The organism is Bacillus sp. Au-Bac7, assembly GCF_021341655.1.
Lineage (GTDB): Bacteria > Bacillota > Bacilli > Bacillales > Cytobacillaceae > Niallia.
In genome coordinates, this window is sequence record NZ_JAJTTG010000003.1 from 264,784 (window position 1) to 285,159 (window position 20,376).

Consider the following 20,376-nt stretch of genomic DNA (forward strand, 5'->3'; position numbering starts at 1 on the left):
GATTGGCCTTTAGGTTTTTCTAACTATTCTTTATCAGCAGGAACAACTGTTTTACTTGATTGCTTCTCCGTTTTTCCGAGCTTGTAGAAATAGATTGTCTTGGATGTTTTATTACCTCCAAGATCTATCGCTTCAAAAGTGAATTCGTTTAGGCCTGGTTCAAGCATAAGCTCCACCTTCTTAAGCTTTTTCTCTATACTTCTCATTGCATACGGCTCTTTAAATTTCTGTGCAAACAGCTGGCTGCCGTTAAGGGTAAGCTTCAGCTCATCAAAATTATCACGTGCTGTAACGTCAACTGTTACACTTTTCTTGTTTGCTTTTACGATACGGTTTACTGGCAAACCACTTAATTGCAGAGATGCCTTCTCATTATCAACCATAATCGTTCTTTTGAAGACTGCCGTATTATCTGCAGCGTCTACCGCCTTTACTTCAAAAGCGTGGACACCGCTTTTGAAAGGCAAGCTTTGGCTGAATTCATATTCTCCTGTTTCTTGATTAAGCGTTGTTGGAATCGTCTTCCCAGCAACGATTAGTTCCTTAATTGCTGATTCATCTTTAATCGTGCCTGTGAAAGGCACCTCTAACGTATTAAAAATACCAAGCGCTTCTGGATCATTTAAAGAAACAACTGGGATGGTTGTATCCTTTTTAGTATCTGTTGCTGTAAGCTTTGTTTCTGCTGCATTTCCAGCATAATCATAAGCAACAACTGTCAGACTTTCACCAGCATTTAACGCTTTGGACAATGTATAACTTTCACTGTCAGCACTTAATGGTTTTTCTAAAAGGGACTTTCCATCTTTCAAAATATCTACATATGCGATACCAGACCCGTTCTTATCATCTGAAGCAGCTACTGCAAGCACTTTATTATTTTCTGTCAGCTCTGCTTTAACAGATGGAGATTTCGTGTCGACCTTCACTGGGATATCAACAATTTGCGGCTTAGCACCAGGATAATCAATCGTAGCGCTGATACGATAGTAGTATTGACCATCCACTAGCTTATTGTTCACTTTTCCATCCCATGCCCAATCGCTGTCGAGCTTGTAGGATGTTCCGTTGCCGCTGTCATAATAATCCTTTGTCACTTCTTCCTCTGTAAGAAGGGTACGCACTGTTTTCCCGTTTTTGTCTACAATAGAGAACTCGGCGGTTTTTGCATTGCGCAGGAATGAAAGCACTGGAATGATATCTTCCTGAATACCATCTCCATTAGGTGAAAATGCAATGCCTTCCTTCGTATATTTATCGTTTACAGGATCATAACCTAAGTAGGAGAAATCTTCTCCATCTGTAGTTACTGCTCCACTCATGCCATAGAAAGACTCTGTATCATATTTCATTCCGTCAAGAATAGGAGCCTTGTTCCAATCCCCTTTAAAGCCTACATAAGGGACATTCAAGTCTGCATTCATGTCTGTCGGGTCTGTGAATGTTACAAAGCCTTCAGCAAAATAGCCGTTTTCAAACACTTGATCAATCGCGACAGGTGTTTCAAAGTCTCCAGTTAAGGATGGTTCAACTACCTTTGCTTTGCTCAAATCGACAGTAACTTTAATTTTTTTGCTTTTGTTTGCCCCGATTTTCACTGTTTTCTCTTTTTTGCCGTCAATCAAGATGCTCGCATCAAGAATTTCCTGTGCTTCAAGAACATCTGCACTATAGCCTAGCTCTCCATATGCTGCAAAATCCGTTTGTAGATTCGCAGTAATGTCATATGAAACTGCTTTATCGCTAAAGTTTTCCGCCTTTAAGGTAAAGCTGAATGTATTGCCTACCTCTTTTAAGGATACCTTTGCCTCATCCGTTTTATTTCCCGTTACGATGACTGGCGATTGCAGGGCAGAATGAAGCTGCATTAAGCCTGCTCCCTGTCTCCGCGGTGAATAAGGAATATCCCATTCAAATGCGCTGTTTACTGTACCGATATCCGTTACAGGCTCAGAGGTATTCATCAGCAAATTCTTGGCAATGCGGACACGATCAAAGCCTGTTGCCCCAAATTCACTGTCCACTCTTTCCAATATTAAGGCAGATCCGCCTGATACATGCGGTGCTGCCATGGAAGTACCACTCATCACCCCATATTGATTGTTTTCTAATGTAGAATAAATCTGACCACCAGGTGCGGTGATTTCTGGTTTGAAATCAAGATTTGGTGTTAATCCCCATGAAGTAAAGGCACTCATTTTGCCGGCTTCAGGATTAGCTGCTGTCACTTGGCTGCCATCAAAATTAATAGACACTGTTTCATTCTGCTCCAAGACAGCTGCTAATTTATCTCCATCTGTTTTCTGAAGGAACAGTTGCGGAATTTTAATAGCTGGGTCACTTGCCATACTGACAAATCCATCTGTATTGTTGTAGATGATTACTCCAGCAGCACCAGCATTCTGGGCATTTATTGCCTTATCCACAAATCCTATTTCTCCCCTTTGAATAAGCGCGTACTTCCCTTTAACATCACTGTTAAAGTTTTCTGGCTTTCCAAGCCCTGCATAAGAAAGCTCGAAGTCCTTCTGCTCTAAATCATTGGGATGGACACTGCCAGCTGATAAGAAGGCTGCTTGTCCATTTTCATCACCAATTGTATAATTCAAGCCATCCAATTTCATAAAATTATTTTCAACAGAAGCTACTTGGACACTGTCATAGGCCAAGCCTGGTGAACCAGACACGCCGATGTCCGGATTAGAGCTTTGCGGGTTTGCAAAGCCGCTGCCTAAATGTGCAGAGTTTCCTGCTGAAATGGACATAAGAATGCCGTTATTAACAGCCTTGCTGATTGCCTGCTGTTCTGGAGAATCCTCTGCTACGAACCCAGCTGTGGATCCTAAGCTCATGTTAATGACATCTGCACCAAGGATGATTGCATCATCGATTGCTTTAATATAGATATCACCCCATGTGGACTGCATATTAGGGTCATTTCCGAAAACTTTAAGTGCAAGCACTTGAGCCTCTGGAGCAATTCCCTTAATCCCGCCATTTTCTTCATCACCATTCGCACCGACAGTTCCAGCTACATGCATACCATGCATGCTTGCCCCTTCGGCAACATCTTGGATAATATTGTTTTCATCCATATAATTGTAGCCATACGGAACCTTTTCTGTGTAGTAATTGCCTAGTAGGCCAGTATCCGTTTTAGCTTTGTCTACCTCAGATTTCGTTAGTTCCCCTTCTGTCCCTTCAGACAAAATCATATCTCGATGATTTGGATCGATTCCAGTATCAATGACACCGACAACCATTCCTTCTCCTTTATAACCATAATCCCGCCAAGCTTCTTGGGCTTGAACAAGCTCTTTGCTGTATACCATATCTGTTTCTTCGTCTGGTCTTTCATATGAATTTACGATATGTACTTTTGCCACTTCCGGAAGCTCTTCCACGGTTTTAATGTCACCATATTTCATTTCACCACTAAACCCGTTGAAGATTGTTGTAAAGCTTTCCTTTTCTGTAAATTTGACTTTTTCCTGCTTTACCTTCGCCTTGACTTCCTTCTGTTCTGCAAGTTTATCTTCTTTCAGCTTCTTCTTCGTTGCTTTAGGCAGCTCTTTTACTTGCTTGTCCTGTTTCTGAGCATAATCGACAGTCGGTTCTGTTGCCATCTCGACTACGACCCGGACAGTATCTGTGTCTTTATATTTCTCCTTTACATCACTGCCGCTGATTTTTTTTACTGTAAGCTGGTTGTCCTTCCCCTTAGTACTTTCCACCTTATTTGGTATGCCAGCAGCTAAGACGCTATTGGAAAATAACATAAACAGCATAATGACAAAGATTAAAATCTTCCCTTTTTGCATATCAAGGCTCCCCTCCTGATAATTCTTTATTTTCTGAATATATCGATACCCTATAAAAGTATCATAGTTAGTTTCTACTATTAAGGTGCTAAAGTCCTTTTGCACAGGAATTTATACTAGGATAATAGTTGGTTTCCATCGCATATTCCCCCGCCATTCGACACATATTTGCGAAAGGCACGATAGTATGACAAGTTTCTATCCTTTCCTCCACCACTTTAGCAGTATAAATCCTAAAAAATTTCTTAATATAGTAATAACAATAATAATTCAGCAGCAAAATCAAAATTGTCAAAACAGTCAATATATGCATGCATTGGAGCATGAACCAATCTGCGTTATAATAAAAGGAACTAAGATACTTTCGGGGGAGGCATTCTAGTGAAGACATTCAAACTTATCTCCATTCAGCTGCTGCAAGGGGGGAACGCAACAGCAATACCTATTTTAGACGGATTAATTATCAATAAAGAGGATGACCATCATAATTGGCTGATCGAATTATATATGGCTCACACAGATTACTCTTTTTTTGAAAATGCGCTAAATGATGGACAAAAGCTACTAGTACATGCTGTCATTTCTAAAAAGGAAAATGACCCCGCACCGTTTGAAGTCATTGTCCATTCTGTCAGTAAATTTACGGACACAATCAGTGTGCTGCTGCAAGGGAGCTTGATGAGGAATCGCAAGGATTATGCAGAGATGCTGCTTGATCATCTCCTTGAAAGCGGCTATGAAGGCCGTGTGCTGTCTGAAAGGTTTAAAGAACTGATGCACAGCAAACAGCAGCTCTTTGTAGAAAAAAATACAGACTAAAAAAGCAGTCTACATTTGTAGACTGCCTTTTTAAAATCAGCTATCTTTGTCATCCTTGTCATTGCGATCTTTACGGTCTTCAATCATGTCTTCGCCAGGATCATTATCATCTTCAGCGGCATCAAGATCGTTGTCAGTGTTACGGTCATTATTGTCATTGTTGTCATCGATAAAACCATCATCACCGTTGTCTATATTGTTGTCATTGTCGCCATTTCTGTTGTTCAGACCATCATCATTGTTAAGACGATTATTGTCTGTCCCGTTATTCATGTCACCGTCTGGAATGATGTTATTGTCTGGAATGATATTATTGTCTGTAGTATCTGTGTCTTCTACAGTCGTATCATCTTCCGGAGCCGGACTTTGATCATCATTATTACCGCAGCCAGTAAGAAGCATTGCAGACAATGCAGAAACACCTAATAGCGTCATCCATTTATTCAAGTGAAAAACCCCTTTTCCTTTAAGATTTTTAAAGACCTTTTATATGGTCAATAATTATCTTGTCCAAGAAAAAGGACATTTTACATGTCATTTGACTTTCCCATAAATATATAACAATAGGCATTAAACACCAGATGCTTCTGCCGAGCAAAAGCTCTATTCTTCTTTTTTATCTCCTAATGCAAACATGATTTCTGCTTCACACGCTATTTCACCGTCTACAGTAGCAACACATTTTCCTTTGCCAAAGTTTCCGCGCACTCTTGTCATTTCTACTTCGAGACGAAGCTGATCGCCAGGGTATACCTGTTTTTTGAAGCGGCAGCTGTCAACACCTGCAAAGAAAGCAAGTCTTCCTTTATTTTCTTCTTTAATCAGCATCGCCACAGCTCCAACTTGAGCCAATGCTTCAACGATAAGCACACCTGGCATTACTGGGAATTCTGGAAAGTGACCATTAAAGTACTCTTCATTTGCTGAAACATTCTTGATTCCGACTGCACGCTTCCCTTCCTCGACCTCTAAGATGCGGTCGACCAGCAAGAATGGGTAACGATGGGGAATGATTTCTTTAATTTGATTTATATCTAACATTTTTATGACCTCCTACTAATATGTGGTTATGTATAATTGTACTAAATAACCTTATAAAAAAGGAAGGGAAATTATCCCTTCCTTAAAAAAATAATTATATATCCTTATTCTTTCTCAACAAGATCTATTATATGTGTCCATGTCGACTTTTTGAAAGTATCTCCAGCTTTACCGTCACCGATAACACTATAGCCAATTACAGCACCGGCTGTGATGCTTACAGCTGTCAATACAATAATTAAGATTAACCGTAGCCAAATCGGGAACATCCGAACTCTGCCAAACCTTGAAGAAGACTTCTCTTGCGAGTTATTATCTTGTCTTTCTTCCCTTATCTGCTCCCTTGTCTTCATGACTTCTTGACTGCTTGTATTAACTGACATTATTTTATCTCCCTTTTAGCGTATCTCATTTACTAATCCCATCATCTGATCAGCAATAGTGATAGCTCTTGACTGAAACTGATAGGAGCGCTGTGTCGACATTAAGTTAACCATTTCCTTGCTCATATCAACATTGGATTGTTCCAGAACATTCTGCTGGACGGAAACTTCTCCGCGTAGTGCTCCGTCCAAATCTGTCAGAACTTGATCTCTCGTCATGTTAAGCTCATCTAGATTGGCAGGCAAACCATACAGATTATCTCCCTTTTTCTCAAGGAATTGAGGATAATTAACAGCTGTCACACCTAGATTAACGTTCTGAGTCTGTCCATTGTTCAGAGTTGCAGATAGAGTACCTGTTTCTGATAAAGTATATTGACTTACGTTTTTATCGAGCATTATCGGATTATTATTTTCATCAAGAACTGCATACCCCTGCTTTGTCACAAGCATGTTTTCCGTATTTGATACCGGAGATAAATAAAAAGCACCGTCTCTTGTGTATTGAACTTCAGTGTTTTGCCCATTTTGGACAAGCACACGGTAAAGCTGGCCCTCTGACGTAAATGCCGTATCCAACGGACGGTTCGTCGTTTTTAAAGTGCCTTGTGTCATAACTGTCTGGGTCTGGGCAACCATTGCACCGTTTCCTTGTCTAATGCCATTAGGAGTCTGACGGTTAACCTCCTGCGCAAGATCCTTTTGGTTATTAACCTGTTGGACAAGCAAATCAGTGAATGTAGCATTATTCTTTTTGTAACCAGTCGTATCAACATTAGCCATATTATTACTGATTGTATCCATTTGTTTTTGCAACTGTGTCAATGTATTTGTAGCGATAAGCATCGTTCTGTTCATCTTATATTCTCCCCCTTAACCTGGGTTGCTTCCCCAAACGTGGTCTGCCTTAAACTTTACCTATTTCGTTTGCGGCTTTATCCATGCTTTTGTCATATGCTTGAAGAATCTTCTGGTTTGCTTCAAATGAACGATATGCAGACAGCATATCTGTCATCGTCCTGGATGTATCTACGTTAGAACTCTCCAGGAAGTTCTGTTTAAGCTGGAATGTTACACCGTTTGCTGTATAAGCATTTTCAAGTGCCTGTCCATCCTCAGCCCGGTAAAGGCCATCGCCTTCTTTTACTAAAGATTTAGGATTTGCTGTATAGCTCACCCCAAGGCGGTATGCTTGCCCTTCACTTGTTGTAAGCACACCTTCATTAGACACGGAAAAGTTATCGTCAGGCAGCTGAATTCGCTCATTGTTTTCATCCATTACATATAAGCCGCTTCCTGTTGTCAAATAACCTTGGCCGTCCAGTGTGAAGTTTCCGTTCCTAGAATATCTTGTCTCACCGTTTGCATTTTGAATATTAAAGAATATGGAGCCTGCCGTATTATTGTCATCCCCAGGAACATTTATATTCACTAGGGCGATGTCTGTTTTCAAGTCAGTTTGAGTAATATCACCTTGTGTGAATGTTGGGATGGCTTCTTGCATATAAACACCAGTCCCTAAAGAGCCAATTGTTGATTTTGTTGTTTTTCCGCTGGGAGTATAGGTATCTACCGTTTGTTGAAGCAGCTCCGGGAATGTACGGACAGCAGATTGATCGGCTTTATATCCAGGTGTATTGCTGTTTGCCATATTGTTTGTCAGCATTTCAGTTCTTCTTTGCTGTGCTAACATACCTGATGCAGCTGTATAAAATCCTTTAAACATATCATTTTCTCCAATCTTTGAGAAGTTAAGGTCATATTACAGTTAGTTATATTATAAAATAAGTTAGGTTCATTTCTGTAGTCATTTGTTGAAAAAAGTCATATTTTGTATTGTATTTACTTCATCCCTTATTATATCGGATGTTATTTACAAATATCTAATGGTATTTAATGCAAAACAGAAATTTATTTTAAATTTTAAACAAAAAAAACGGCTTACCCTTTCGGGCAGCCGATTTTTCATTTATTTAGCAATGGAAAAGCCTGATTAGCCAAGCTTTCTTTTTGGTAAACGGTCAATATTGTCAAGCATGATGCCTGTACCAATTGCGACACAATCCATTGGATTTTCTGCAACCAAGACTGGAACTTTTAATTCATCAGCAAGCAGCATGTCAATTCCATGAAGAAGCGCGCCGCCTCCTGTCAAAATAACTCCTCTGTCAATGATATCTGCAGAAAGCTCAGGCGGAGTTCTTTCCAGAACACTCTTAGCAGCTTGTACAATCACTGTTACAGACTCTCTTAGCGCCTGTTCAATTTCCTCTGAATGAACCGTAATCGTTCTAGGAAGACCTGAAACCATATCACGGCCGCGAATTTCCATCTCTTCTTTACGCGCGCCAGGGAAAACAGTTCCAATGTTAATTTTGATGTTTTCTGCCGTTCTTTCTCCAATCAAGAGCTTATATTCTCTCTTAATATATTGAAGAATTTCACTGTCAAACTTGTCCCCTGCCATTTTGATGCTTGAAGAAGTAACAATATCACCCATTGAAAGAACAGCTACGTCAGTTGTTCCCCCGCCGATATCCACAACCATGTTGCCACTCGGCTGGAAGATGTCCATACCCGCTCCAATTGCAGCAACTTTCGGCTCTTCCTCCAGGTAGATTTTTTTGCCGCCGCTCTTTTCTGCTGCCTCTTTAATAGCTTTTTGCTCTACACTTGTAATGTTTGTAGGACAGCAGATAAGGATGCGTGGCTTTGATAAAAATCCTTTTACATTCAATTTATTGATAAAATGCTTAAGCATTGCTTCTGTGACATCAAAATCAGCAATAACTCCGTCTTTCAGCGGACGAATAGCGACAATATTTCCAGGTGTACGTCCAACCATACGGCGCGCTTCTTCTCCAACTGCAAGCACTCTGCCTGTGTTTTTATCGAGAGCGACTACCGAAGGCTCATTTAAGACGATCCCTTTCCCTTTTACATGAATCAACACATTTGCTGTTCCTAAATCAATACCGATATCTCTAGCGAACATTTTTTACACTTCCTCCTTATGGCTATTATTCAGTTTTTTCCATTTGTTCTCTTTATAAACAGACCTTTACATGAAAAGTTAATATTTCTCCTATTATTTAAACGCAAAAAAGCAAAACTAGTTTCATTAAATTATGTAACGCATTTTAATAAGCAGATCATTTTAACAATTCAAGCAATACTATGACAGACAGAAGAACAGTTGTTCGATATAAAATACAACTGCTGACTCTCTTATATTCGTTTTCTGATAAGTGTATGTCTAACACTTCACATGTCTTGCAACCCTTGCCATAACACGTATCATATTAGTCCTACTCTAATTTTCTATTCTATCATACCGCTGACGAAAGAAGTAACTTTTTGTCAAAAATATGCGCATTTTTTCTTATTTTTATTTGTAAAATTTTCATATTTGTTCGCTTAAACGATTATTTATCTATTTTTTTCCAATCTCTTATATAACTGTTAGTAATACAGGAGCGTGTTGGATATGTATTTTGACATATAAAAAAGACTTAGTATTTCCTAAGTCCTATTTCTGTCTGTTTTTTTCTCTACCGATGGAGGATGTCCTCCATCGATAGATAAGCATAAATGAAATTCTTGTGTTTTTTTCTTTCCATGTTGTTATTGTACTGTTTCCCCTTCCAATTCTTCCTTCTTGTACTTCATTTTTGTCGCTTCCCCACCGCGAAGATGTCTAATCGATTTATGATAATCAAGAATTTCCTTTACTTCGTTTGCCAAATCCGGGTTTATTTCAGGAAGCCTTTCTGTTAAATCCTTATGGACTGTACTTTTGGATACGCCAAACTCCTTCGCTATAACGCGAACTGTTTTCCTCGTCTCCACGATATACTTTCCAATCTTGATAGTTCTCTCTTTGATGTAATCGTGCACACCACTCGCCCTCCCTAAATTGGATGTGAGAAGTGTGAAATGAGACTCGCTTTTCGCTTCATCGAAATTCTTCATCCCGCACGTTTCCTTTCATGAATATTCCTTTTTACATGCGGCAGAAAGCTTTTGCTTTCTGATCTTATCGTGATTAAACATGTCCTCGACTACATATCCATTTATCTATAAACGATCCCTCACTCCAAACTTCATCTTTGTAAGGTTTGTAACAGTTTATTAGCTTGGGTCAAAGTTTATGCAGAAAATTATGAATAGGGACAAGGTTTCCTTTGATTTTTTTAAAAGTGGGTAGCGCTTAAGAAATAATTAAGGATTGTTTCGTACAATCCTTATTAATAAATATTGATAGATACGGGGGATGTATATGGCACCGAAAAAAACAAAGTGGATTATAGGTTTATCCAGTGTTGCAGCTTTTACAGGTTTTATAGGGTTTTTAAATGGAACAACTTCAACTGGGAACAGTCAGCAAACTGCTTATAATCAATCAGGGGGCACCAGCGAGCTGCCAAGCAGCCAAAATCCTTTCGCACAGGAAGACGGAAGCCAAATCCCTTCAAATGGGAGTAATGGAAGTTATACAACACCTGACGACGGTTCAGGCAGCAGTGATTCATCAGGAAGTTCCTATTCATCTGGAAGCAGCGACTCTTGGGCTGGTGATTATCAAGAGGACAGTTCTTCTGATACTTCAAGTGACAGCAGCGGAGGTACCACAACAGACCCAAACAGCGGGTCCAATAATTTCAGCGGCGGGTCCTTTCAAGCACCTCCAACTAACGGGAGCACAACTGAAAGTGGAGACCTTCGCAGCCATTCATCTTAAGGAGATAATTATATGCAGCAAACAGAATTCCCATGTATGAACACCACTATTCGCACATTTGATTTACCAGAGGAATCATCCAAAAAAACATTACATCTGTTTAAAAAGGCAGAAAAGACGCTGTCACGGTTTGACAAGGCTAGTGAATTATCACAATTAAATAGGACCATTCACATCCCTTTTGTATGCAGCTCTATCCTGTTTGAAGCTATTAGGATTGCGGACTTCTACTTTACAGTCACAAAAGGGATTTATAATCCTTATCTAGGCAGGACGCTTTGTGCTCTCGGTTATGACCGGAGCTTTGAACTGATGGAGGCATGTCCGAAGACAGCTGAACAGCCTACCTCATCTAGACTGATTTCCCGCCCGCTCACAATCGATACAGGCATGAGGAGCGTAACCCTTGAACAAGATATTCAAATAGATTTAGGGGGCATAGCTAAAGGCTGGACAGCACAATGCATCGCTGAGCTTTTACAGGATGACGGAATAAAGACTGGCGCTATTTCTGCAGGCGGGGATATTTGTGTTTGGGGTTTAGAGCAAAGAAAGCGTGTGGTCAAAATAGATCATCCAAGCAGACCAGACGCAACGATTGCCTCCATTGAATTACAAAGAGATGCAGGTATTGCAACAAGTTCTACAGTAAAAAGGCATTGGACAACTGCCAACGGACAGCACTGTCACCATATAGTAGATCCGCGAACCTGCCTGCCGAGCACCTCCAACCTTATTCAGGCAACTGTGATTGCCCCAACATTAACAGAGGCAGAAGCTCTTGCTAAATGCATGCTTATCCTTGGCTGGGAGGAAGGCTTAAAGCAATTTAAAGGAAATAATTTAGCTTTTATTGGGCTGACAAGCGATGACCAATGCCTGCAAGCTGGCAATATAAACTTTTATGCAAAAGAAGGAGTGAAACAGTATGAATGAATGGTTATCCACCTTTGGCGACCTATTCAGCATTTGGAATGTAACAAGGGCAGCAGCCATCACATCTTATTTATTGCTGTTTATCTCCATGCTGACTGGGCTAACTTTTAAACTTCCAATATTTCCGAAGAAAATGCAAAAAATAATTCTAAATACTCATGAGGCTGCCGGCTGGTTCGGGCTGCTTTTTGGAATGGTTCATGGTCTAGTCCTAGTATTCGATACAGAATATACCTCTTACACCATCTTTAATATCCTGATTCCTTTTACAGTCGAACATAATGTCATCTCCCTATCATTAGGCATATTTGCCTTTTATGGATTCTTGTTATTAGTTTTATCAACAGACTTCTTAAAAAAGATTGGGAAGAAGATGTGGAGAGCCATCCATTTTCTCGCATTCCCAACATTCTATGCAGCTCTTCTTCACGGATTGCTGCTGGGCACAGACAGCCAGACAACATGGATGCTTATACTCTATATATTCACAGGCGCAACTGTGTTTATTTTAACTATCCTGCGAATTGTCCAAGCAATGCAGCTAAAAAAGAAGCCTATAATGGACAAAAAAGCATGATTTACAGGTATGGATTATTTCCCGAGAAATTTGTCTTTGAAATAGGTTTATTCATGAAAAAAGAGTCCCATTCTGTCGAAGAATGGGACTCTTTCGTTTTGCATTATGCGTTTGGATCAGCTGAAGTGCTTTCGTCTGCTGCATCATCACTTGAAGAATCTGTTGATTCATCTGTTGCGTCAGCATCTGTATTTTTCGAGTCTGTTGACTCTTCTGTTACTTCTTTATTTGATTGATTTTCTGTTGCATCCTCTGAAACAGACTCTTCTTTGTTCGATTCATCTGTTACTTCATTTTCCTCAGAAGTGCTGCTTGCTTCAGAAGTATCAGCATTTTCTAATGAAGCCAATGATTTATTGAAGTAATCAATTGGATTTACTGCTACATTATCTTTACGAATTTCAAAGTGAACATGTATGCCGCCATCTTTGTTATATAAGCTTTGTCCAGAAGTAGCAAGAGGTTGACCTTTTTTCACTTCATCGCCCTCTTTTACTTGGATATCCTTTACAGACTGATAGAAAGTTTTGATACCATCAGCATGTTCGATTTCGATTGAATTACCAAGTACAGAATCTTCTGATACTTTTGTAACTGTTCCGCTTAATGAAGCAAGTACTTCGAATTCACTGTTATCTTCCATTTTCAAATCTACACCAGTATTAGGCTGGTACATATTATCATAGAAAACTAGTGAGTTTATTTGCTCTTCCTTGCTTTGGCTATTGTCATAAAAACCTTTTTGAGTAATTACTGCATCTGGATCATTTACTGGCCATGCAAAGTTCTCAACATCATTTGTAACTGGTACAGAAGGCTCATCACCATTAAGCTGCGTATTTGGATTTTTTGACGCATCATAATTGAACTTGTCTGTATCGCTTGCACTGTTTTGATACCAAAGGACACCTGTTAGAATAATAGCTGCACTCGCGATATAAACAGCTGGAAATGCCCAACGCTTTTTAAAGAAACTCTTTACTTTTGATTTTGGAGAAGTACGTTTGTTTTCTTCCTCTCTCATTTTATCATCACCTCAGCAATCATTCTGAACAGATAATGATAAATATATACATGCAAGAAAAAATTTTTTAAAAACTTATTTTTCGACAAACTGGTTTTATTTATGCATGAAAATAAAAACTTTTTTTCTAAAGGGATGAAAAGTAAAAAAAGCCCCCTTGCTGCCAAGGAAGCTTCCTGCTATTTCTTTATTATTTATTTGCCATATAAGCTGTCAGAAGTTTCTCAGAATCGGTTACAGCTACACCTTTATAGTAATACTTGACGATATCCTCATATGTCTTGCCTTCAGCCGCCATTCCGTTTGCACCATACTGGCTCATCCCGACACCATGACCATATCCCTTCGTTGTCACAACGATATTCTGGCCTTCTCTGGTCATAGTGAAGTCTGTTGACTTTAAACCAAGCTTATCGCGAATGTCTGTCCCTGCAAGCTCTTTTCCGCTTATATTCGCTTTTGCAATTCGCTTGCCTTTCGTATACTCTACATTTGTCATAATGCTTGTACTGCTTCCTACAGAGACGCCAAGTTTGCTTTCGAACTCTTGAATACTGAGCTCTTCTTTGCCGTTAAACTTTGGGGAGTTCTTATCCCACGGGCTTTCAACACTCGTTAAATAAGCAAGAGAGTTAGCCCAGACATCATCAGCGTTTTCTGTATATCCATTACTTGTGGAGAAAAATAGAGCATCGATTGGCTCTCCGTCATATGTCAGAATCTGTCCTGCTGTTGCTTGAACGGCATCCTCAATCTTTTTCATCTTCCAATCATAATCACCGGTTTTCCAGGTTGATTTTAATTCTGCTTTATTCTTATATACTTGATAAGTAATAGAATCACCGACTATTGCTCCATCAGGCAATCCTGAATCCGTTTGGGAGATCATCCTGCGGACGATATAGGTTCTTGCTGCTAATGCTTGCGCTTTTAGTGCTTCAGGTTCAAAGCTTGCATTCATCTCCAGTGCCACAACACCGGCAACATATTCTTCTAAATCAACTTTCTCTATCTTTTTTTGCTCTTCCCGATAGATGGAAACTTCCACAGATGGACCTGTGTTTTCTGCTGGCGTAACTTGTGCTGGCGTATCATTTGTGTCATTCCCTCGTTCTGAAATAAAGGGAAGCACCAAAACAGCTGGAAGCAATAAAGTGATGCTGAACAGAATGGCTCCTAGTGCGATAAAGGGTTTGAATTTGATCATATATAAGCCTCCATAAGAACGATGTAGATATTGCTTCGAGAAGACGATTAATGTCTTACAAAACATTCTTATGGGCTTGGACAAGCATTTATGACTTTATTCATCAGGAAAAAACCATGAAAATAATCGGTCTAGGCGTTCTATTTTTTCTAACTTTGCATAGTATGGGAGTAATCTCTCGTTATCTCTTCATTTCCTCATTAACCTCTTCCAAGCTTAACTGCACAAAAAAAAAACAGCTATATCCATCTCATAAGGGAAATGAATAATAGCTGCTTATGTTTTATTACGCATTCATATCTGCGACATAAGTTGCAGTCAATGTAACTTGCTCTTCTTCTGTCACTCGTTCAATGTCAGCACCTAATCCCGCCAGCTTCTCATGGAAGTTAACATATCCGCGATCCAAGTGCTTCAGTTCAGTAACTCTTGTAATACCTTCAGCCACAAGTCCTGACAATATTAATGCTGCTGCAGCACGTAAATCTGTTGCTGCTACTTCAGCACCTTGCAGGTTTGTTGGTCCATTCATAATAACAGAACGACCTTCAATCTTCACATCGCCATTCATGCGTCTGAACTCTTCAACATGCATAAAACGGTTTTCAAAAACAGTTTCTGTTATCATGCTAGTTCCTTTAGCGCGAAGCAACAATGCCATCATTTGTGACTGCATATCTGTTGGGAATCCAGGATGAGGCATTGTCTTAATATCAACAGCTTTTAAGTTTTCTGCACTAATAACACGAAGTCCGTCTTCTTCCTCTTTGAAGACTACACCCATTTCTTCCATTTTTGCGATTAAAGATGAAAGATGTTCTGGCACTGCACCTTGTACAAGGACATTTCCGCCTGTGATAGCAGCGGCAACTAAAAACGTTCCAGCTTCAATTCTATCCGGAATAATTGTATGTTCTGCACCGTACAGCTTTTCTACACCTTCAATTCGAAGTGTGCCAGTTCCTGCACCTCTTACTTTTGCACCCATTGCATTTAGGAAATTAGCTAAATCAACAATTTCAGGTTCTTTAGCAACATTTTCGATGATTGTTGTACCTTTAGCCAGTGTCGCAGCCATCATAATGTTTTCTGTTGCCCCTACACTTGGGAAATCTAAATAAATTTTCGCTCCATGCAGACGATCTTCAACAGACGCCTCAATAAAACCATTTCCTACCTGTACTTTTGCACCCATTGCTTCAAAGCCTTTAAGATGCTGATCAATCGGTCTAGAGCCAATTGCGCAGCCTCCTGGCAACGCTACTCTTGCATGGCCATTTCTAGCCAATAATGAACCCATTACCAAAACAGAAGCTCTCATTTTGCGCACATATTCAAATGGCGCTTCCACACTCAACTCTTTTGATGCATCTACTGTTACTTCGTTGTTGGCAAAAGTTACGTCAGCATTAAGAAAACGCAATACCTCGTTTATTGTAAATACATCTGAAAGAGTTGGAACTGACTTAATTATGCTTTTTCCATCACTTGCTAATAATGTAGCGGCGATTACAGGCAAAACGGCATTCTTTGCGCCTTCTACTTTAACCGTTCCATTTAACCTTTTTCCGCCGCGGACGATGATTTTATCCAAAGTGTATTCCCCTCCGCGTCCAATGTCTCTATATTAATATTCAATCGTTATGATGGGTGTGCCAACTACAAAGGTAGTCTTACCGCCCATTCCTTGTGTCCTGATTCCCAATTGCAAGTTCATTGCCTTGTCATTTTCCTGAATTTTCTCATCAAAGATAGACGTTATGGCTGAAGCTGATACAAAATCATCTTCCTCTAACGCCTCTATTTGTTTCGCTTGAAAAGCATCCAATAAATGGTTTACATAATAAGGCAGACTCTTACTAATCTTATCATTGAATTCGCCTTTTATACAAGAGAAAATTGTTGGTTTTCCACGAAATATAGCTGAAACTTTTTCTTCTATATCCTTTTTCAGCATTTTGCTGAACTGGTCACTTAACTCCTTCCCTTTCACTTCATATATAACATATGATTGAGCAGTTTGAGTTGTTAATGAAGCAGTGACCGTTATACTCTCTTCTTTGCTGCTGTCAGCTGAAAGTAAAGCTTTAGCCTGCCAGCTGCTGCTGTTTTCTGTTTCCGTCCATTTTGCATCAGGAAATTTTTCCTGCAATTCAGCCTGAACGGCTTTTGCATCTGATAAGCTTTTCACATTTTCCAATTTTTCTCTTGCATGCAGAGACCATTCAGTTACATTAATGTTCTGTTCCTCTTGTAAAATTCCATTTATGATAAATAGGTCTAGCTGTTTTTTCGCGATAATTGGGTTATTCCCAAAAGTGACTGCTGCCAAACCAACTAGTATTGTTAACACGATATAAATTACTGTTCTTTTTTTATTCATCTTATATTCCTCCCCCTTACTAGCATTGTTTCCATAGTAGGGGAATGAAATACTCACGAATTGTCGTCACTTTTTGACATGAATATATTCTATATCAGCGTACAAACTAATTTTATTCAACACGCAAGTTGAATTGTACTGAAAAAGTGAACAAAAGAAAACATGTATGAAGACCTATTTAGTTGGTAATTGTTTCTTCCAATGCATCTTATTGCATAATTAGTGGCAACTGTTGTGACCAAAGCAGATAATTAAGGAAGAAGTCACTGACTAGTGATCCCATTATTATCGATAATAACACATATAAAACTCTTGCTTGAACTACTTTGTTTGCACGGATGAACTTTTCAATGTTCAAGGACTGCAATGCCCACCAAGCCAGGGCAATAAATACCACATTTGTTACAATGCTGAGCAACGCCTGTTGGCCAAAATCTTCTATCACGGCCGAACCTCCACTCTTAAGTTTCCTTGCTAACTTCTATTTGACGAACTAACTACCTAAAAGGTTTCATATTTTTTCATTTTCATTTCATTTTTATTTCATTTTCGTTTCTTCTAGACCTTTTTTGTTCTTTTAAAGCCCTTTCACGAACGAAAAAAATGCCCCCAATTTGCATTTTTGCAAAGGAGGCATTTGGTTTTAATATCTTTTTTCGATTATAGAAATACGGTTCATTGCACGTTTGAGAGCAAGCTCTGCGCGTTTAAAATCTATATGTTCACTACTCTGCGCATGCAATCTTTGCTCTGCACGCTCCTTAGCTCGTAAAGCACGATCATAATCGATATCTTCCGCAGTTTCCGCAGATTGAGCAAGCACCGTTACTTTATCTGGCCGAACCTCTAAGATTCCGCCATTGACTGCCAAATACTCAGAAGTCTTTCCATTTTTCAAGTGTATGACACCTATTTTAAGGGGAGCAACCATTGGAACATGGCCTGCCATTATTCCAAGTTCTCCGCTTTCTGCTTTTGCGATAACCGTCTCAACGTCTGAATCATGCACCGGGCCATCAGGAGTTACTACATGGACTTTAATCGTCTTCATTTCTACCCCTCCTGACTAGAATTATACTTCAACACCCATTTTTTTAGCATTTTCGATTGCTTCTTCGATTCTTCCGACTAGGCGGAATGCATCTTCTGGAAGGTGATCGTATTTACCATCAAGGATATCCTTGAAGCCTTTAACAGTTTCTTTAACAGGAACATAAGAACCCTTCTGTCCTGTGAACTGTTCTGCTACGTGGAAGTTTTGTGACAGGAAGAATTGAATTCTTCTTGCGCGATGTACGACCATTTTATCTTCATCATTCAACTCATCCATACCAAGGATGCTGATGATATCTTGAAGCTCTCTGTAGCGCTGTAAAGTTGATTGTACTTGACGAGCAACATTGTAGTGCTCTTCTCCTACGATTTCAGGCGACAAAGCGCGTGATGTAGATGCCAATGGATCCACCGCTGGGTAAATACCCATCTCTGTCAATTTACGCTCAAGGTTTGTTGTTGCATCCAAGTGAGCAAATGTTGTTGCAGGCGCTGGGTCTGTGTAGTCATCTGCTGGTACATAAATCGCTTGGATAGATGTTACTGATCCTACGTTTGTAGAAGTGATACGCTCTTGTAATTTACCCATTTCTGTTGCTAGAGTCGGCTGGTAACCTACTGCTGAAGGCATACGTCCAAGCAAGGCAGAAACTTCAGAACCTGCTTGTGTGAAACGGAAGATGTTATCGATGAAGAACAGAACGTCTTGTCCTTGCTCATCACGGAAATATTCAGCCATTGTCAAACCAGTCAAGGCAACACGCATACGAGCACCTGGCGGCTCGTTCATTTGTCCGAATACCATTGCTGTTTTCTTAATAACGCCGGAATCTGTCATTTCGTGGTATAGGTCATTTCCTTCACGCGTACGCTCTCCAACACCGGCAAATACAGAAATACCGCCGTGCTCTTGAGCGATGTTGTTGATAAGTTCTTGGATAAGAACCGTTTTACCAACACCTGCTCCTCCGAATAGACCGATCTTTCCACCTTTAATATAAGGTGCAAGCAAGTCTACTACTTTAATACCTGTTTCTAGTATTTCAACTTGTGTAGAAAGCTGCTCGAACTTCGGAGCTTCTCTATGAATAGAGTCTCTTCTAGCATCAGCTGAAATTTCTGGATCAAGGTCGATTGTTTCTCCCAATACGTTAAATACACGTCCTAAAGTAACATCACCAACTGGTACAGAAATAGACTTACCTGTATCTGTTACTTGAGTTCCTCTAGTGATTCCATCAGTAGAAGACATCGCGATTGTACGGACCGTATTGTCACCTAAATGCAGGGCAACTTCAAGGGTTACTTCAGCGTTGTCAGAAGCATTTTCTCCTGAAATACGAACCACTTTCAAAGCATTATTTATATCAGGCAAATGGCCACCATCGAACTTAACGTCGACTACAGGACCCATTACCTGAAGAACTTGTCCTAAGCTCATGTTTTTCCCTCCAATACTTCTTTTCATAGAATTGCAAAGTCGCAATTCTATTGCTTAAATCCTATTCCAGCGCAGCTGCACCGCCGACGATTTCCGTAATCTCTTGCGTAATAGCAGCCTGGCGAGCTCGGTTATAAACTAGACTCAAATCATTGATAATTTCTTTCGCATTATCAGTAGAGTTCTTCATTGCTGTCATCCTAGCAGAGTGTTCACTCGCTTTACTGTCAAGCAATGCACCGTAAATTAGGCTTTCTGCATATTGCGGCAGCAATACATCCAAAATCTCTTCTGCAGAAGGCTCAAATTCATAGGAAGTAAGTGCAGCAGAGTTATTCCCGATATCTGTAAGAGGGAGAATTTTCTTCTCCATTACATCCTGCTGGATTGCACTCACATAATGGCTGTAAATGATGTGTACTTCATCAAATGTTCCATCACTAAACATGCCGACAGACTTGTTCGTAATATCCTTAATGTCCAAGAAGTCCGGCTGGTCCGCAATTCCGACAATGTCCAAAATGACATTTGTCCCTTGCTTCACAAGGAAATCTCTGCCGACTTTACCGATTGCAATAACTGCATACTCATCTTTTGATTGATGCTTAGCTTGTACAATCTGGTTCAGCTTTCTTAAAACATTACTGTTATATGCACCCGCAAGTCCGCGGTCTGATGTGATAATAATATAACCTGTCTTTTTAACCGGACGGGCAACCAGCATTGGGTGGGAGCTGCCTTTGCTCCCTGCCGCTACTGACTGTGTCACTTCTTCTATCTTTTCCATATATGGAACAAAAGACTTTGCATTTGCTTCTGCTTTATTCATCTTAGCAGCAGATACCATTTGCATCGCTTTTGTGATTTGGCTTGTCTTTTTCGTTGAATTAATACGTGACTTTATATCGCGTAATGATGCCAAACGTTTTCACCACCATTCATCAGATTTT

Annotated in this window: 20 protein-coding genes; 4 read left to right on the forward strand and 16 right to left on the reverse strand. The window is 39.9% G+C overall.

The features are described from left to right. Positions 1-23: 23 nt before the first annotated feature. Complete coding sequence (locus tag LXM54_RS14385; RefSeq protein WP_233315898.1) at positions 24-3,821, reverse strand: S8 family serine peptidase; 3,798 nt, start codon at positions 3,819-3,821, stop codon at positions 24-26. Between the two features lie 381 nt (positions 3,822-4,202). Between LXM54_RS14385 and LXM54_RS14390 the strand changes: the two genes are divergently transcribed. Continuing rightward, complete coding sequence (locus LXM54_RS14390; protein WP_233315899.1) at positions 4,203-4,640, forward strand: YwpF-like family protein; 438 nt, start codon at positions 4,203-4,205, stop codon at positions 4,638-4,640. 36 nt (positions 4,641-4,676) lie between these two features. Here the strand turns inward: LXM54_RS14390 and LXM54_RS14395 are convergent, their stop codons facing one another. The 7 genes from LXM54_RS14395 to spoIIID all read right to left on the reverse strand — a co-directional run bounded on the left by LXM54_RS14395 (position 4,677) and on the right by spoIIID (position 9,961). Beyond that, positions 4,677-5,075, reverse strand: a complete 399-nt coding sequence (locus LXM54_RS14395; protein ID WP_233315900.1) for a hypothetical protein — start codon at positions 5,073-5,075, stop codon at positions 4,677-4,679. A 168-nt stretch (positions 5,076-5,243) separates the two neighbouring features. Continuing rightward, the gene (gene fabZ / locus LXM54_RS14400) at positions 5,244-5,681 is read right to left on the reverse strand and encodes a 3-hydroxyacyl-ACP dehydratase FabZ (protein WP_233315901.1); all 438 of its coding nucleotides are present in this window, start codon (positions 5,679-5,681) and stop codon (positions 5,244-5,246) included. A gap of 104 nt (positions 5,682-5,785) precedes the next feature. After that, positions 5,786-6,064, reverse strand: a complete 279-nt coding sequence (locus LXM54_RS14405) for a DNA-directed RNA polymerase subunit beta (RefSeq protein WP_233315902.1) — start codon at positions 6,062-6,064, stop codon at positions 5,786-5,788. Positions 6,065-6,079: 15 nt separating this feature from the next. Beyond that, on the reverse strand, positions 6,080-6,922 hold the full coding sequence (locus LXM54_RS14410) for a flagellar hook-basal body protein (protein ID WP_233315903.1): 843 nt from the start codon (positions 6,920-6,922) through the stop codon (positions 6,080-6,082). Between the two features lie 49 nt (positions 6,923-6,971). Beyond that, the gene (locus LXM54_RS14415; RefSeq protein WP_233315904.1) at positions 6,972-7,790 is read right to left on the reverse strand and encodes a flagellar hook-basal body protein; all 819 of its coding nucleotides are present in this window, start codon (positions 7,788-7,790) and stop codon (positions 6,972-6,974) included. A 267-nt stretch (positions 7,791-8,057) separates the two neighbouring features. Then, complete coding sequence (locus tag LXM54_RS14420; RefSeq protein ID WP_233315905.1) at positions 8,058-9,059, reverse strand: rod shape-determining protein; 1,002 nt, start codon at positions 9,057-9,059, stop codon at positions 8,058-8,060. A gap of 629 nt (positions 9,060-9,688) precedes the next feature. Then, positions 9,689-9,961 carry a sporulation transcriptional regulator SpoIIID gene (gene spoIIID, locus LXM54_RS14425; protein ID WP_016204804.1) on the reverse strand — a complete coding sequence of 91 codons (273 nt, stop codon included), beginning with the start codon at positions 9,959-9,961 and terminating at the stop codon, positions 9,689-9,691. A 382-nt stretch (positions 9,962-10,343) separates the two neighbouring features. On the opposite strand from spoIIID, the gene LXM54_RS14430 reads away from it, so the two are divergent. From LXM54_RS14430 to LXM54_RS14440, 3 genes are read left to right on the forward strand one after another with little or no spacing between them, the layout of a single operon-like run. Continuing rightward, a complete protein-coding gene (locus tag LXM54_RS14430; RefSeq protein ID WP_233315906.1) occupies positions 10,344-10,805 on the forward strand; it encodes a hypothetical protein in 462 nt (153 codons plus the stop codon). Positions 10,806-10,817: 12 nt separating this feature from the next. Continuing rightward, a complete protein-coding gene (locus LXM54_RS14435) occupies positions 10,818-11,741 on the forward strand; it encodes an FAD:protein FMN transferase (protein ID WP_233315907.1) in 924 nt (307 codons plus the stop codon). Continuing rightward, a complete protein-coding gene (locus tag LXM54_RS14440) occupies positions 11,734-12,318 on the forward strand; it encodes a ferric reductase (protein ID WP_233315908.1) in 585 nt (194 codons plus the stop codon). The genes LXM54_RS14435 and LXM54_RS14440 overlap by 8 nt, the downstream gene beginning before the upstream one ends. Positions 12,319-12,421: 103 nt before the next feature. Here the strand turns inward: LXM54_RS14440 and LXM54_RS14445 are convergent, their stop codons facing one another. The 8 genes from LXM54_RS14445 to atpG all read right to left on the reverse strand — a co-directional run bounded on the left by LXM54_RS14445 (position 12,422) and on the right by atpG (position 20,348). Continuing rightward, positions 12,422-13,342, reverse strand: coding sequence for a M23 family metallopeptidase (locus tag LXM54_RS14445; RefSeq protein ID WP_233315909.1), 921 nt, complete (start codon positions 13,340-13,342; stop codon positions 12,422-12,424). A 190-nt stretch (positions 13,343-13,532) separates the two neighbouring features. Next, on the reverse strand, positions 13,533-14,549 hold the full coding sequence (spoIID, locus tag LXM54_RS14450; RefSeq protein ID WP_233315910.1) for a stage II sporulation protein D: 1,017 nt from the start codon (positions 14,547-14,549) through the stop codon (positions 13,533-13,535). A gap of 286 nt (positions 14,550-14,835) precedes the next feature. Then, a complete protein-coding gene (gene murA / locus LXM54_RS14455; protein WP_233315911.1) occupies positions 14,836-16,143 on the reverse strand; it encodes a UDP-N-acetylglucosamine 1-carboxyvinyltransferase in 1,308 nt (435 codons plus the stop codon). Between the two features lie 33 nt (positions 16,144-16,176). Next, entirely contained in the window at positions 16,177-16,932 is a 756-nt protein-coding gene (locus LXM54_RS14460; RefSeq protein ID WP_233315912.1) for a YwmB family TATA-box binding protein, read from the reverse strand. Positions 16,933-17,140: 208 nt separating this feature from the next. Beyond that, positions 17,141-17,377, reverse strand: coding sequence for a DUF1146 family protein (locus LXM54_RS14465; RefSeq protein ID WP_233315913.1), 237 nt, complete (start codon positions 17,375-17,377; stop codon positions 17,141-17,143). A 198-nt stretch (positions 17,378-17,575) separates the two neighbouring features. Then, positions 17,576-17,983: a F0F1 ATP synthase subunit epsilon gene (locus tag LXM54_RS14470; RefSeq protein ID WP_233315914.1), complete on the reverse strand. Its 408-nt coding sequence runs from the start codon at positions 17,981-17,983 to the stop codon at positions 17,576-17,578. Between the two features lie 21 nt (positions 17,984-18,004). Next, complete coding sequence (gene atpD / locus LXM54_RS14475) at positions 18,005-19,426, reverse strand: F0F1 ATP synthase subunit beta (protein ID WP_233315915.1); 1,422 nt, start codon at positions 19,424-19,426, stop codon at positions 18,005-18,007. A 61-nt stretch (positions 19,427-19,487) separates the two neighbouring features. Beyond that, positions 19,488-20,348, reverse strand: a complete 861-nt coding sequence (gene atpG, locus LXM54_RS14480; RefSeq protein WP_233315916.1) for an ATP synthase F1 subunit gamma — start codon at positions 20,346-20,348, stop codon at positions 19,488-19,490. Positions 20,349-20,376: the final 28 nt, after the last annotated feature.